Annotated in this window: 16 protein-coding genes; 4 read left to right on the forward strand and 12 right to left on the reverse strand. The window is 52.8% G+C overall.

The annotated features are described in order from the left end of the window. Window positions 1-3: 3 nt before the first annotated feature. Window positions 4-576: a peptide deformylase gene (gene def, locus ACS5NO_RS22785; protein WP_138991061.1), complete on the reverse strand. Its 573-nt coding sequence runs from the start codon at window positions 574-576 to the stop codon at window positions 4-6. Next, a complete protein-coding gene (gene ruvX, locus ACS5NO_RS22790; protein ID WP_439417271.1) occupies window positions 576-989 on the reverse strand; it encodes a Holliday junction resolvase RuvX in 414 nt (137 codons plus the stop codon). The genes def and ruvX overlap by 1 nt, the downstream gene beginning before the upstream one ends. 92 nt (window positions 990-1081) lie before the next feature. On the opposite strand from ruvX, the gene ACS5NO_RS22795 reads away from it, so the two are divergent. Continuing rightward, a complete protein-coding gene (locus ACS5NO_RS22795; protein ID WP_439417272.1) occupies window positions 1082-1582 on the forward strand; it encodes an NUDIX domain-containing protein in 501 nt (166 codons plus the stop codon). A 3-nt stretch (window positions 1583-1585) separates the two neighbouring features. On the opposite strand, the gene ACS5NO_RS22800 is transcribed toward ACS5NO_RS22795, so the two are convergent. The 4 genes from ACS5NO_RS22800 to ACS5NO_RS22815 form a co-directional block, all read right to left on the reverse strand. Continuing rightward, on the reverse strand, window positions 1586-1966 hold the full coding sequence (locus ACS5NO_RS22800) for a hypothetical protein (RefSeq protein WP_439417273.1): 381 nt from the start codon (window positions 1964-1966) through the stop codon (window positions 1586-1588). A gap of 203 nt (window positions 1967-2169) precedes the next feature. Continuing rightward, window positions 2170-2550, reverse strand: coding sequence for a VOC family protein (locus ACS5NO_RS22805; protein ID WP_439417274.1), 381 nt, complete (start codon window positions 2548-2550; stop codon window positions 2170-2172). 12 nt (window positions 2551-2562) lie between these two features. After that, entirely contained in the window at window positions 2563-3021 is a 459-nt protein-coding gene (locus ACS5NO_RS22810) for a GyrI-like domain-containing protein (RefSeq protein ID WP_439417275.1), read from the reverse strand. Between the two features lie 76 nt (window positions 3022-3097). Beyond that, window positions 3098-4060 carry a helix-turn-helix transcriptional regulator gene (locus ACS5NO_RS22815; protein WP_439417276.1) on the reverse strand — a complete coding sequence of 321 codons (963 nt, stop codon included), beginning with the start codon at window positions 4058-4060 and terminating at the stop codon, window positions 3098-3100. A 297-nt stretch (window positions 4061-4357) separates the two neighbouring features. On the opposite strand from ACS5NO_RS22815, the gene ACS5NO_RS22820 reads away from it, so the two are divergent. Further along, entirely contained in the window at window positions 4358-5539 is a 1182-nt protein-coding gene (locus tag ACS5NO_RS22820) for an LA_2272 family surface repeat-containing protein (RefSeq protein WP_439417277.1), read from the forward strand. 117 nt (window positions 5540-5656) lie between these two features. Here ACS5NO_RS22820 and ACS5NO_RS22825 read toward each other — a convergent pair whose 3' ends face one another. Further along, window positions 5657-6811: an ATP-binding protein gene (locus ACS5NO_RS22825; protein WP_439417278.1), complete on the reverse strand. Its 1155-nt coding sequence runs from the start codon at window positions 6809-6811 to the stop codon at window positions 5657-5659. Between the two features lie 199 nt (window positions 6812-7010). Here ACS5NO_RS22825 and ACS5NO_RS22830 point away from each other — a divergent pair, with 199 nt between their 5' ends. Beyond that, window positions 7011-7280: an ArsR/SmtB family transcription factor gene (locus ACS5NO_RS22830; protein WP_114408859.1), complete on the forward strand. Its 270-nt coding sequence runs from the start codon at window positions 7011-7013 to the stop codon at window positions 7278-7280. A gap of 73 nt (window positions 7281-7353) precedes the next feature. After that, window positions 7354-8445 (forward strand): alkene reductase, encoded by a 1092-nt coding sequence (locus ACS5NO_RS22835; protein WP_439417279.1) that lies wholly within the window; start codon window positions 7354-7356, stop codon window positions 8443-8445. Window positions 8446-8509: 64 nt separating this feature from the next. On the opposite strand, the gene ACS5NO_RS22840 is transcribed toward ACS5NO_RS22835, so the two are convergent. The 5 genes from ACS5NO_RS22840 to ACS5NO_RS22860 form a co-directional block, all read right to left on the reverse strand. Then, the gene (locus tag ACS5NO_RS22840; RefSeq protein WP_439417280.1) at window positions 8510-9787 is read right to left on the reverse strand and encodes an alpha/beta hydrolase family protein; all 1278 of its coding nucleotides are present in this window, start codon (window positions 9785-9787) and stop codon (window positions 8510-8512) included. Between the two features lie 344 nt (window positions 9788-10131). After that, a complete protein-coding gene (locus ACS5NO_RS22845; RefSeq protein ID WP_439417281.1) occupies window positions 10132-10407 on the reverse strand; it encodes a hypothetical protein in 276 nt (91 codons plus the stop codon). Window positions 10408-10476: 69 nt separating this feature from the next. Then, window positions 10477-11037 carry a hypothetical protein gene (locus ACS5NO_RS22850; protein ID WP_439417282.1) on the reverse strand — a complete coding sequence of 187 codons (561 nt, stop codon included), beginning with the start codon at window positions 11035-11037 and terminating at the stop codon, window positions 10477-10479. A gap of 124 nt (window positions 11038-11161) precedes the next feature. After that, entirely contained in the window at window positions 11162-12541 is a 1380-nt protein-coding gene (locus tag ACS5NO_RS22855; RefSeq protein ID WP_439417283.1) for a hypothetical protein, read from the reverse strand. After that, a complete protein-coding gene (locus ACS5NO_RS22860) occupies window positions 12528-13079 on the reverse strand; it encodes an RNA polymerase sigma factor (RefSeq protein ID WP_439417284.1) in 552 nt (183 codons plus the stop codon). The genes ACS5NO_RS22855 and ACS5NO_RS22860 overlap by 14 nt, the downstream gene beginning before the upstream one ends. Window positions 13080-13153 lie beyond the last annotated feature (74 nt).

Below are 13153 nucleotides of genomic sequence, written 5' to 3' on the forward strand. Positions count from 1 at the left end.
CAGTTATTTCGGAAACTTCATTTTATAATCCGCTTTCACGTTGCCGCGCGTGATGTCGGCCAGTTTTTTCTTCATCAATTGGCGTTTCAACGGCGGCAGGTAATCGGTAAACAGTTTGCCTTCCAGGTGGTCGTATTCGTGCTGGATGATGCGGGCGGCCATGCCGTCATATTCTTCGATGTGCTCGTTCCAGTCGGTATCGAAATACTGGATTTTGACGAATTCGGGCCGAAAAACTTCCCCCCGGATTTGCGGAATGCTCAGACAGCCTTCCTCAAAACCCCATTCGTCGCCGTCTTCTTCCAGAATCTGCGGATTGATAAACACCTTTTTGAAACCCATCAGGCTGGGGTCCTTGTCTTCCTCCGGTTCGTCTTCGTTCAGGGCCGTTCCATCGACCACAAACATGCGGATGCTTTTGCCGACCTGCGGAGCCGCCAGCCCGATGCCGGATGCGTTATACATCGTCTCGAACAGATCTTCACTGAATTTTTTGACATCGGTACTCCCTTTCTCGATGTTCTGCGCCCGTTTCCGCAAAACGGAATCACCGTACGCTATTATTGGGTAAATCATCACCTTTTGGATTCCATGAAGGATTGTAAAATAATTACTGCACTTACTTTGTCGATGTTGCCTTTGACGCGCCGATCTTTCTTGCTGACACCACTGGCAATCATGGATTGCAAAGCCATCGCCGACGTAAACCGCTCGTCGTGCCAATGCACCGGAATGTCCGGAAAAGCGGCTTTGAGTCGGCCAACGAAGCCTTTCACCCGGGGCGTATTGTCCGTATCCGATCCGTCCAGGCGCGTGGGCATTCCCACCACAAACGCTTCGACCGGTTCGGTGCTCACATACCGTTTCAGGTAGTCCAGCAACTGATGCGTCGGAACGGTTTCCAGGGCCGTCGCGATGATCTGCAACGGGTCAGTAACCGACAAACCGGTTCGCTTTGTTCCGTAATCAATAGCCAGTAATCGGGGCAAAGTAACTTTTGTTAAATGAATTGCAAATATACGGAAATCCGAACGGGGGTGTTTATATTGACCGCAAATCCTTCATTGAACCGATGCCAAAGATGAATTTTTGTCCCCAATGCGGTAGTTCGCTTACGCCCGGTTTTGCCGGAGGTCGTGAACGGCTCGTGTGTTCAGCCGCCTGTGGTTACATTTTCTGGAACAATCCGCTGCCGGTCGTAGGTGCGATTGTCGAATACGACAACGATACCGTCATCCTGATTCAAAACCGGGGCTGGCCGGCCGAATGGTTTGGTTTGGTAACCGGTTTTCTGGAACCGGGCGAAGAACCGGATCAGGCGGTTTTGCGGGAAATTAAAGAGGAAATTGGGCTGGATGCCGACCTTGTGGAGCGGCTGGGCGTCTATACGTTTTACCAGCGCAATGAGGTCATCATTACCTACCACGTCCGGGCGTGGGGCGACATTAAAATTGACGAAGAAGAACTTCAGGCTTACAAACTGGTACCCATTTCGGAACTAAAACCGTGGCCGTTCGGAACCGGCCCGGCGGTGAAAGACTGGTTGGCGAAACGAAATAAAGAGGCTCAATCCACAGATTAAGGTCTATTTACCCCAGAGATTCGTCCCATACAACACGGTAATCTCTTCCCGATCTTTTTTAAACTGCGCAAAGGTTTCAGGGTGATCGAGGTTAAGCTTCTCCCCATCACAATAATATTGATGCTGATTTGTAGAGCTGGCGTAGCCATTCTGCACTTCAATGACTTCTTTGCCTTTGTAACGATACAACACAATTCCGTTGATCAATGGGCCTCCCTGAAATAATTTAAACTGGTCATTCAGCCATTTCAAATTGCTGATCGGGTTCCTGACGCCACATACTACAAGCTGCCCATTGGCGTATCTTTCTGGTTCAGGCTCTTTATCACAGGCCGCAAGGAAGACAAATAGCAGCAGGAACCGATAACCGGTATATTTTTTCATCAGCACATCAAGGGTTTGTTCTTTTGTGAGACCCTGAAAAGCATCCGTGAGTTGGAAACCGCAAATGCAAAGAAACAACATTACTACGAATCGACCCGGTCTTGCCCCGTTTGGGGCACAACAGCGCAGCGTCGATTTGTTGAAAAATAGATTTGGGCGGAACCGCTGACAGGGTCTACGCATCCACCGACATCCCGGCGCTGTCAGGGTTCTGGAGCCGCATATTTCACGATGTCAATCCCGATTCCGTTCGGGTCGACGATGGCGAAGTGACGGTCACCCCAGGGTTCGTCGCGGAGTTCAATTTCGATCGGTACATTCAACGATTGGATGTGTTCGTATTCGGCATCGACATCGTCCACTTCAATCGTCAGGTAGACGCCTTCACCGGTAAACGGTTTCTGGAAAACCGGTCGTTGCGACGGATGATTCGGTTGCAGAAAACTCAGTTCAGCCTGCTGATTGGGCGTGTGCAGCAACAGATAAAAATCATTCTCAAACGTGATACCGAAGTTCAGAACGGTTTGGTAAAACGCCTTCGTTTCGGCCAGTTTGTCGGTAATAATGCCTGCGTTCAGTTTCATAACGATGCGGTTTTAATGAATTCCCAGATAGATTTGCGTTACATTATTGGCCGGATTTTCGAAATCCATGTGGACATACACTTCCCGATTGACGGCACTCAGCCGGTGTCCGTTCTGCAACAAACCGCCGGCTAATGGTCCGTAGGTGGCAGCCAGATTGTCCCAACTGCCAAGGTGTTCGGCAAAACCGCTATTGAAGGAATCCAGACTTTTAAACGCCAGCCCCTCAGCCGGTTCTCCCTGCGCCGACTGAACGGGCAGCACAATGTCCAGGCCGAAAACCGTGTCCGGTTTGCCGTCGACGCCGGTGTATTGCCAGCAAATCGGCCCGGTGATTTCGAGATCGAGCCGGACGGCTTCGCGGTACAGTTGCCGGGCCACGGTGCGGACGAAGGGGGTCAAACCCGCCAGCGTGGTCCGGGTTGAAAAAGCCAGGGTGGTGAGCGGTTTCGCTGCTTTGAGTTGCATCATAATGGTGTTTGATAGAGGATGCAACAAAGTAAACGCCCGGTTGTGACAGCCGTATGTCAGCAGGCTTGCGGTATTTTCAGGAATTGACGCGTTCCGACAAGTAATGCGCCTGCACTTCCTGCGCCAGTTCTTTCATGGTTTCGTGCAGCGCATCGGGCGATTCTACCACCACCCACTGCCCGAACATCAGCAGCCAGCGACCCACTTCCCGCACACACTGGGTCATGAACTTCATCCGAACCCATCGCCCGGCGTCTTCCTCTTCCGAGACGTAGCCGTAGTGGTACTTCATTTCCTGAATATGCCGCACCACTTGTTTGTCAAACCGCACCACCACCTCCTCCAGATGCTGCGTTTGCTGGATTTTTTCGAGGTACGCCGTCAGCGAAAGGCGGTTTTGACTCGAATAGGTATGGCCAGTATGGTTCAGTTGCCGGATTCGGTCGACCCGAAAATCGCGGTAGTCCTGCCGAAGGCGGCAAAACGCAATGAGATGCCAGCCCGCTCCGTAATGATACAAGCCCACGGGTTCCACCTCCCGGTCGGTCGTTTCGTCCTTGTAGGCCGACCGATAATCCAGTTGTAAAACCTGTTGCTGCCCGATGGCGCGCTGAATATCGACCAGCAGGGCATCCGAAAACGGGGGCGTCGTGGGGCGTTTGGCCACCTGAACACGCGGTTCCAGGTCTTCCAGGTGTTCCTGGTCTTTGCGTTTCAGCACCGATTTGATCTTGTACAAAGCCGATTCAAATTCCGTCCGAATCGATTCGTCCGCAAATTTTTCAATCACTTTGGCCCCAAACAGCAGGGCGCTGGCTTCTTCGCGGGTGAGCATCACCGGCGGCAGGTGATAATCTTCCAGAAAATAGCCAATTCCGGCTTCGGCACCAATCGGCACGCCCGCTTCCTCCAGCGAACGAATGTCCCGGTAAATTGTCCGCAAGCTGGTGCCGAAGCGTTTGGCCAGTTCCTGCGCTTTGACAACGCGTTTGGTCTGGAGGTGGATCAGAATGGCGGTCAGGCGGTCGATGCGGTTCATTTCGGGGTGCGGTTTTCTGCAAAGGTAACCAGCCTGCGGTGTCAGGGGCAACCTGATCGGTTTGTTTCCGGTAAACATTTTTTTGAAAGCCGCATGGGGGTAGAACGCGGGATGACGGTCATAGGAGCAGATTCGGGATAACAGGGTCTGTAGATCTGTACCATATCTCTTTTGCCCCTAATCCCCTGAAGGGGACTTGGACGCAGAATTTTCCGGATGCAAAAGTCCCCTTCAGGGGATTAGGGGCAAAAGAGAAAGTCCAACAACAGTAAACACCCATAAAAAGGAACAATTGCCATGAAAAAATTACTCGTACTAGCCACTTCCCTGTTTTGTTTTGCCGCACCGGCCTATTCGCAGGATACGGATTCTCTCCGAACGGAATTGAAAGAAGCCCGACAAAACCGGTATCCCATCCGCCCCGCCCAGATCGGTTTTGTGCCGCCCCTGAGCACCAACGGACTCGATAACGCCCTGTTCAGCAACCGGTTTTCGTTGAATTTGCTCGGCGGTTATGCCGCGGCCCTGGACGGCATCGAGTTCAGCGGTTTGTTCAGCCTGGAGAAAGATTATGTCAAAGGCGCGCAGTTTTCGGGCATTCTGAACGGGGTTCGCCATGAAGTCGATGGCGCACAATTTGGGGGGATCGTCAACGCCGTGGGCGGCCCGCTCTATGGGGCTCAATTCGGCGGAATTGTCAACGTTGTCGGAAAAAGCGTGAAGGGTGCGCAGTTTGCCGGGATTGCCAACCTCTCCGGGTCGCAACTGACCGGCGCGCAAGTGGGCGGCATTGCGAACGTGACGAAGGGAGCTGTGAAAGGCGCGCAGATTGCCGGGATTGCCAATCTGGCTGAATCAGTCGAAGGCTTGCAGATCGCGGGCATTGCCAACGTGGCGAAACGCGTGAAAGGCACCCAGATCGGGCTGATCAACGTGGCCGAAAACGTCGACGGCGCGCAGATCGGTTTACTGAATCTTTCCAAAAACGGCTACCACCGCTTCGAAATCTGGGCGGGCGACGCCCTGCACGCCAACATCGGCTTCAAAATGGGCGGAAACCGCAAGTTTTACAACATCTTCGCCCTCGGAGCGGCCTGGCCCGAAAACGACAACGTCCGCTGGAACACCCTCCGTTGGGGATACGGCTACGGGATTGGATCGAATCACTTTATCGGCAAACGCAACCAGATCAGCATCGAAGCCCTGACTTATCAGATTCAGGAAGAAGGCAACCACTGGGAAGATCTCAATTTGCTGAATCAGGCCCGGGTAAGTTTCATTTTGCCGATTCATAACCGCATTGCCGTCACCGTAACGCCTACCTTCAATGTGCAGGTAACAAAATTTGAAACCCGCGAAGGAACCGGAACGGAATGGGTCAAATGGGAAGTATATGACAAGACGTTCAGCCGCCGGTGGTCGGACGAAGAAGTCCGGGTTCGGATGTGGCCGGGGCTCAATGTCGGGATTCAATTTTAGCGCACACTGTTGTAGCAAACCACCCACCAGTAGGGATCAATCGAATCGGTTGGAAGCCAGGTTGCTTCCAACCGATTTTAGTGCAGGCTGGTCGACACAGCGGGGTTCATCTGTCCCTTAATTCAACGCATCCAATTCATTGATGGTCAGCACCCGGGCGTCAGTCCGCTGCTGGGCGTCATTCCCTCCGTATACCAGTGTCGAAGTAGTTTGAGGAGCCAGTTTCTGGAAGTAGTCCAAGCCTTTAAAGAAGTCCGGCTGAATGGTTCGCCCTGATTTAATTTCAACCGCCGTCAGGCTCTTGCTCCGGTCAATGAGCAGATCAATTTCGTGATTCGATTGATCCGACCAGAAATAAAACGGCGGTCGCTGACCCTGGTTCAGCCAGTTTTTGGTCAGTTCGTTGATGATTAAATTTTCAAAAAGGGCACCGCGGGCAAAATGAACCCCCAGATCATTGACTGACCGGATGCCCAACAAATAAGCAGCCAATCCCGTATCGTAGAAATAAACCTTCGGTGTTTTCACAATGCGCTTGCTAAAATTTTGATAATAAGGAGGCAAGCGATACGCAATGAAGGAGGTTTCAAGCACCGTCAGCCACGCGTTGACGGTTTTGTTATCAATACCCAACTCCACCGCCAAACTCTGCTGGTTGAACAACTGCCCGATGCGTCCTGCCAACAACTGAATGAATTTCTGAAATAGATTTAAATTCAGAATATTTTTGACTTGGCGCACGTCACGCTCTACGTACGTTTGCAGGTAACTATCGTAGAAACCGTCGGCGTCGATATCGTGTACGAGTTTTCGCGGATAGGACCCACTAACGATATAGGTCTCCCACGACGCGGGCTGATATGTCGTACTTCGAAGTTCCTGCCACGACAAAGGCAGCAGGTTGAATACTGCCACCCGCCCCGCCAGCGATTGGGTGATCGACTCCATCAACAGGAAATTTTGTGATCCGGTCAGGATGTATTCGCCGGTGCGTTGCCGCTCGTCGGTTGCCACCTGCAGATAAGAAAACAGGTCCGGCACATATTGTACTTCATCCAGAATCACCCCGTTCTGATAGGTCTCCAGAAACCCTTTCGGGTCTTGCCGGGCAAATTCCCGTTCGGCCAAACGTTCCAGACTCACATACCGGTAATCGGGTTTTAGAAACTTTGCCAGTGTGGTTTTCCCCGATTGGCGCGGCCCGGTAATGGTGATAATTGGATATTTCCGAAGCATCTCGGAAGCCCGATGCGTAAGCTGACGATCTATCATGGCATTTTTCTGACAATTTAGGAATTTAATTCCTAAATTGTCAGAAAAATGCCATGAAGTACAACTTTGTGGGGATAGAGTAGAATATTTAAAGAAACTTCATCAATTTTACAACGCCGTGAACGGTGACGTTCAGCACTTTGTAGTATTCTCAACGACCGTATTCTGTTTAAACCGGATCCAACATCCGGCTCAGCCAATGGATAACAAGTTTATTGAAAAAGCGTCTGGTGCCATTGCCGATAAATACCGGTTGCAAATTTTGCTGGCCCTTTCCGAAAAAGGAAGTTTGAACAATTCGGATATTCAGGAAATGACCGGACTGTCGCAACCCTGCGTTTCACACCACGTCAAGACCCTGATCGACAGCGGACTCGTCAACTCCCACAAAGAAGGCCGCAACCAGAACCTGAGTTTAAATAAAGAGGGATTGAAGGACTTGTCGGGCTTCCTGACGAAGCTGACTTAAAAATTTTCCTTAATACATTCAAACTTTTAAATGTATGGATGCGTTATTCCCCCAAACCAAGACATCCATCGCAATGCGTAAGTTACTTTTTTCCCCCGTTCAACTCGGCACACTGACCCTCACCAACCGAATCGCCATGGCTCCGATGACCCGCAGCCGGGCTTATAACAACATCCCCAACGAACTGATTGCCAATTATTACGGCCAACGGGCTTCGGCGGGTTTAATCATTTCCGAAGGCGTTTCGCCTTCCCCCAACGGTCTGGGTTATGCCCGGATTCCGGGTATTTTCAGTGCCGAACAAGTAGTGGGCTGGAAACTGACGACGCAGGCTGTTCACGAAAAAGGCGGCCATATTTTCGTGCAACTGATGCACACGGGCCGCATTGGCCACCCCCTCAATTTACCAGCCGGCGCCGAGGTGATTGCCCCGTCGGCAATTGCAGCCGACGGCCCGATGTGGACCGATCAGGAAGGGATGCAGACCAACGCCCAGCCCCGCGAGCTGACCACCGACGAGGTGAAGCAAACGATTCAGGAATTTGTTCAGGCGGCTAAAAACGCCGTGGAAGCCGGTTTCGACGGTATCGAGTTACACGGTGCCAATGGCTATCTGATCGAACAGTTTTTAAATCCGAACAGCAACCAGCGCACCGACGAATACGGCGGCAGCGTCGAAAACCGCGCCCGTTTTGCCCTGGAAATTGCCGAACAATCGGCGCAGGCCATTGGAAAGGATCGCGTTGGCATCCGGTTTTCGCCCTACGGAGTGTTCAACGACATGCCGAACTACCCGGAAATCGACGAAACGTACACCTACCTGGCCGAAAAACTGAACGACCTGGGTATCGTTTACCTCCACGTCATCAATACCGCAGCCCCGGAAGGAGCCGAAACCACCGTACCGCTGCTCAAAACCATTCGGGAAAAATTCAGCAATACGCTGATTCTGAACAGCAAATATACCGCTGAACGCGCCGAAGAAGACTTGCAAAACGGCCTGGGCGACCTGGTTGCGTTTGGGTATCCGTTCATTGCGAACCCGGATCTGGTCGAACGGCTGAGCACCGGCGCCGAACTGGCCCAGGCCGACCCCGCAACGTTTTATGCCGGTGGCGAAAAAGGGTTTATCGACTACCCCGCGCTGGTTGAAGCGCAGGTGTGATATAGACAAGAGAGGATAGACAAGAGAGTAAAGAGTCTCACTTCTCTTGTCTATCCTCTCTTTTCTATTTTTTCACCTGCTGATCGGCGAAGTTCAGAAATTGCTCCCAGTCATAGCGCTTGACGTCATGCTCTCCCGTGCGGATGTGGTAGCGAACCGTCTCCCCGACGGGTGTATGAACGGGCGGCCAATCGTCGGTACCAATGCCTTTTTTACCATATAGTTTGTAAACCGGATCGGTTTGGCGGGCGCTCATGAATTCGCCTTTCGGATCGGCCCACTGGTCGCCCTGCGCGCTGGCAACGTAAAGCGGACGGGGCGCGATCAAGGCCAGGAGCTGGTGCTGATCGAACGGCAGGGCTTCAGGCCGGTTGTTGTAGGTTCGGTATTGCGGACAAAACCAGTGCGGAAAACTCGTGTTAAGCCGCAGAATCGTTTCGCCAAAAACGCGCTTCGATAAAGCCGCTCCGCCTTCGCCGGATTCGTTGGCAATGACGGCCGCAAACCGCGTATCCTGCGCACCCGCCCACAAAGCGGCTTTTCCCTGGCGCGAATGCCCCAGCGCAATCGCCCGTCTGGCATCCACCAAGCCGTCGGTTTCCAGGTAATCGAGCATCCGGCTCATGCCCCACGCCCAGACCCCAATCGCCTGCCAGCCATCGCTTTTCTGCTCCGTCGGCGGTCCCAATACGGAACGAATACCGGTTCTCCAGCCCTCCGGATGATCCGGTTCCAGATCGCCGTAATAGGCCGTCGCCACGCTATACCCCTTTGAAATGATGAGTTCCAGGGGCCAGCGGGATCGCTGAACACCCCGCGCGGCTTCCGTCGCCCGGTTGTTGACGACTTTTCCGTCGGGCCGATTGGGCAACCAGCGCGTGGAGAGGGCAATACCGGGTTCGGTGCTGATGCTGTGATTTCCCATATAATTGAATCCGACAAAAACCGGCGGGCGTTTCACACCTTTAGGAACATAAATCAGGATATCCAGCGACGGCAGATTGGGGTATTCCGTCCAGATGATGGAAATCTGTTTGCGAATGGCCGTCCCGCCGAGCGCGGAGGAATCCACTGATTTTATTTCATATCGGGTTGCCAGCCGACGTTCGGGCGTAACACCGTATACCTGCGTGGCAAATTGTTTCAACAAGACTGGTCGTTGATTTTCCCACTGGCGAACGGTCGTGATGCGCTTCCCAACCTGCGTGACGAGGGGATCGGGCAAGGTATAAGCCGGTATTTTGGTTTCGTCGTAGTTGGGTTCAGGCGACTGCGCATACAGGGTGACCTGATGGCATAGAAGTCCTGAAAGCAGGAGGAATCTGACAAACGAAGTCTGCATGGCGTTCAATACCGTTGAAACCGGTCACTTCCTAAAGGCTTTCCAGTCTCTGTTTTACTCCGCTGATCATGACCAACTGCCCGCTTTTTCCCGCCCGTTATTTACCCCAACCCACCCGTTGCCGACTCCGGCTAGCCGATCGAACCTTAGCGAGCTACCTTTGTTGCGCCGAAATGTTAAAACAACAAAGTACCAACGAACCTCATTAAAATCCGTACCCTGGCTTGATAAACCGCTACCATTCCATTTACCAAACGTGCGCGTAGAATTTGCCTACAACGCTGACGCATCACTAACCCATCCTCCTGAACGAAAAAACCTCCCGGCTCGGGAGGTTTTTCATTTTAATACCGGACAGTATCCACTTTCATGGCTCCACCCCGCCGAAGCGAGTCGGTCCGGAGTTGCTTCGGATTCGGATCGCCCGTCGGTCGCCGGTCCTCAATTTGTCCCCGGCGCATCCGGTCGCCCTGCCGAAGCCGGTTCGTGTCTTTTTTGATCGTATCCTGTGTGGCATTTTGCCCGGCAACAGGATCCCAAAGACGGACCATTCCCGTAGTTTGGGCGGAGATTCCAAAAACGGAAACCCCGATCAGGCTGGCAATCAGTAGCTTTTTCATACTTGTGAAGGAAAAAAAGCAGACACCGAGTGATGACTGCTTTTCTTGGATTACCTAACTGATTCTCTACTATTTATTTTGTAGCGTATCACGCTTCATCGTCGAATCATTCCGGTTTCTATTTCTCCGGTTTTTGCGGTCGTTCGAATTGTTGGTCGTCCCCTTGGTATTCAATTCTGAGTTCGTCGGGCTGGTCGTAGTCGAAGGATTGGTCGTCGTTGAACCCTGAACCGGATCGGTCTGGGTAGACGTTGGATCGGTGGTACGACGCTCGCGGTTCATCTGACCCTGTTGGTTCATTTGTCCCTGCTGGCCTTGTTGCGTTTGCGGAAATGTAGTGGTTCCGGTCGTTGGAGGCTGCGTTTGCATTTGCGGATTGGCCGTTGAACCGGTAGGCGATTGCGACCCTAAAGTCGTCTGGCCCTGCGGATACGTCGTCGTATTCGTATTTCCTGTCGTACCCGTCGACTGGCCATTCATCCCCTGGGTTTGCGGATTGGTCGTCTGCGTTTGCGGATTTACAGTTGTACCGGTCATCGTTCCGGTACCAGTCGACCCGGTCGTGTTCTGCGCTTTGGCGTTGAGGGCAACCGCCACGAACATAGCCCCCATCATCACTAGCTTTTTCATCGTTGAGTTTTGTTTTATGATGGTTGTTTGAACCAAATCAATTATAAAACAAACTCTGATCATACTAAAGTTGTTCGGAAAAATTTCAAATTCCTGAGCCAACGGGACGACAGGCCGTTCATATTTAAGGCTGCCAGTGTAGTCCGACTACCAGACCATAGCTGTAGGGACGGACGCTAAAACAGCGCGAATTATCGCTGATGGCGTTGAGGTTATAGACGATTCCGGGTTCAACCTGCAACCGCAATTTCTCCGTCAATCGGCGCTCAATCCCGTAGGAAGCCTGCAAAAAGGGCTGCCAGCGTTGGCTGGAGCGGCCACTGACCAGATAACCCAGACTCCCTCCGATCGCCATCGAATGCCGCAGCCCCGTCATCTGACCCGGATTCAATTGCCACCGACCTTCCGCGCTCAGCGCAACATACTGCCAGGTAGTTTTCACCCGATGTTCCACCGATTTATACAAAGGCGTTAGTTTGATGGTTTGCTGATCGACCCACTCCACTTTGGTCGAATCCGAGCGAAGGGCTCGGGCGGAGTAGGTCATTTCCTGCTGCAATTTCTGATAAACCGCCCCAACCCGTAAACTGAGCCTCCGGCTCAGCGGCCATTCGGCTCCGGCCTGCACCCGCAAACCCGTTCGGGTGGACAAGGACGTGGACGGGCGAATTTTTTCCATTACGACCTCATCCTGCCGCACCGGCGTCACTTCCCGGAACGTGTATAGGGGCATGACACTGGCAAAAAAGGAAGGACGGGCGGCCAGATTACCCGGTTCGATGCCGGGCGCCTGCTGTCTGGCCGGTGCATGAACAGCGGGTAAGGTGGCAACGGGAAACACAAGCCGGGTCGCTTTTCCGGCTACAAATGCGTAGCGCAGAGCCGATGCGTTTTCCGTCTCCGTGCTCGTTTGGGGATTGGACGATGGGATCGTAGAGTTTACATCATAGGCTTCGTTTGGTGCTTCTTTCGGTATACTGCTCAGTTGACTGACTAATTTTCCGCGCGTATTCTGTTCATTCCTTCGCAATGGCTCCGAACCTGAGCCAACCGGTTCTGGCCGAAATTTTTCAGTCGCCCGGGCAAAAACCGATGATTCACCAATCCGCCCTCCGTCTCTGGCGAACAGGGATTCTACCGGTTTGATTGGTCTTCCGTTTCGGGATACACGACTGACTTCCCCGGCCGTTGGACGGCTTTCAGCAACCGTCCCGGTCGGCTCCGTTTCCGGTTTCGGGTCAGCCTTCACCACCGCCGGTGATTGCGCAACGGTGCCTGCCGACGAGGCTGAATACTCCCGGATGCCAACGGTTAGCAGGACCAGAATACCCAGGAAGGCCAGGCTCAAACCGATTCGCCGACCCACATGACGCACCGGTTTTTCGGCCGATGGCGGTTTTGATCCCCTTAAAATACGTTCCAGAGCGTCTTCGGCCGGTTCAGACTCGTCGTTTTCGAGTCGCTGCCGGAAAATCCGTTCCCACTCATCTTCAGTAGCTGCCATAGCTGACAATCCCTATTTTCTTCAATTTTTGTTTTAAAACGTCTTTGGCCCGCGCCAGTTGCGACTTCGAGGTTCCTTCCGAAATTCCCAGCATTCGGGCAATTTCCTGGTGGCTGTAGCCATCGACAACGTACAGGTTGAACACCATGCGGTAGCCGTCGGCCAGGTCCTGCACCAGCGTGAGCAATTCCTCCGTCGAGATACGGGCCAGGATGTCGTTGTGTTCGGTGTTGCTGGTTTCCCAGGCTTCTTCGTAGTCGGTTTCGGATTGCTCGTGGTGGTGCTTGTGATACCAGTTAATGGCCGTGTTGACCATCACCCGTTTCATCCAGTTCAGCAACCGCTCGGGTTGTTCGATGGTATGAATTTGCTGGAAGATGCGGATAAACCCTTCCTGAAACATGTCCTCCGCTTCCGGGCGCGAACGGGCATAGCGACGGCAAAGGCCCATCATCCGGCCTTTGTGACGTTCGTACAAAGCCGTTTGAGCCCGCGCATCGTGACGCTGGCATGCCCGCAACAATTCTATTTCAGACAAAGAGTTTCTTCAGGACGACGGTGTATGTACGAATTACAACTTTTCCTTAAACCGACCCAATTTACCATTCCTAA

It is taken from the genome of Larkinella fluvii (assembly GCF_051857545.1).
Taxonomy (GTDB): Bacteria; Bacteroidota; Bacteroidia; order Cytophagales; family Spirosomataceae; genus Larkinella.

Excerpts from the sequence above, each read along its gene's own strand:
- def (WP_138991061.1), bottom strand. The coding sequence starts at position 576 with ATGATTTACCCAATAATAGCGTACGGTGATTCCGTTTTGCGGAAACGG.
- ACS5NO_RS22795 (WP_439417272.1), top strand. The coding sequence starts at position 1,082 with ATGAATTTTTGTCCCCAATGCGGTAGTTCGCTTACGCCCGGTTTTGCC.
- ACS5NO_RS22800 (WP_439417273.1), bottom strand. The coding sequence starts at position 1,966 with ATGAAAAAATATACCGGTTATCGGTTCCTGCTGCTATTTGTCTTCCTT.
- ACS5NO_RS22805 (WP_439417274.1), bottom strand. The coding sequence starts at position 2,550 with ATGAAACTGAACGCAGGCATTATTACCGACAAACTGGCCGAAACGAAG.
- ACS5NO_RS22810 (WP_439417275.1), bottom strand. The coding sequence starts at position 3,021 with ATGATGCAACTCAAAGCAGCGAAACCGCTCACCACCCTGGCTTTTTCA.
- ACS5NO_RS22815 (WP_439417276.1), bottom strand. The coding sequence starts at position 4,060 with ATGAACCGCATCGACCGCCTGACCGCCATTCTGATCCACCTCCAGACC.
- ACS5NO_RS22820 (WP_439417277.1), top strand. The coding sequence starts at position 4,358 with ATGAAAAAATTACTCGTACTAGCCACTTCCCTGTTTTGTTTTGCCGCA.
- ACS5NO_RS22825 (WP_439417278.1), bottom strand. The coding sequence starts at position 6,811 with ATGATAGATCGTCAGCTTACGCATCGGGCTTCCGAGATGCTTCGGAAA.
- ACS5NO_RS22830 (WP_114408859.1), top strand. The coding sequence starts at position 7,011 with ATGGATAACAAGTTTATTGAAAAAGCGTCTGGTGCCATTGCCGATAAA.
- ACS5NO_RS22835 (WP_439417279.1), top strand. The coding sequence starts at position 7,354 with ATGCGTAAGTTACTTTTTTCCCCCGTTCAACTCGGCACACTGACCCTC.
- ACS5NO_RS22840 (WP_439417280.1), bottom strand. The coding sequence starts at position 9,787 with ATGCAGACTTCGTTTGTCAGATTCCTCCTGCTTTCAGGACTTCTATGC.
- ACS5NO_RS22845 (WP_439417281.1), bottom strand. The coding sequence starts at position 10,407 with ATGAAAAAGCTACTGATTGCCAGCCTGATCGGGGTTTCCGTTTTTGGA.
- ACS5NO_RS22850 (WP_439417282.1), bottom strand. The coding sequence starts at position 11,037 with ATGAAAAAGCTAGTGATGATGGGGGCTATGTTCGTGGCGGTTGCCCTC.
- ACS5NO_RS22855 (WP_439417283.1), bottom strand. The coding sequence starts at position 12,541 with ATGGCAGCTACTGAAGATGAGTGGGAACGGATTTTCCGGCAGCGACTC.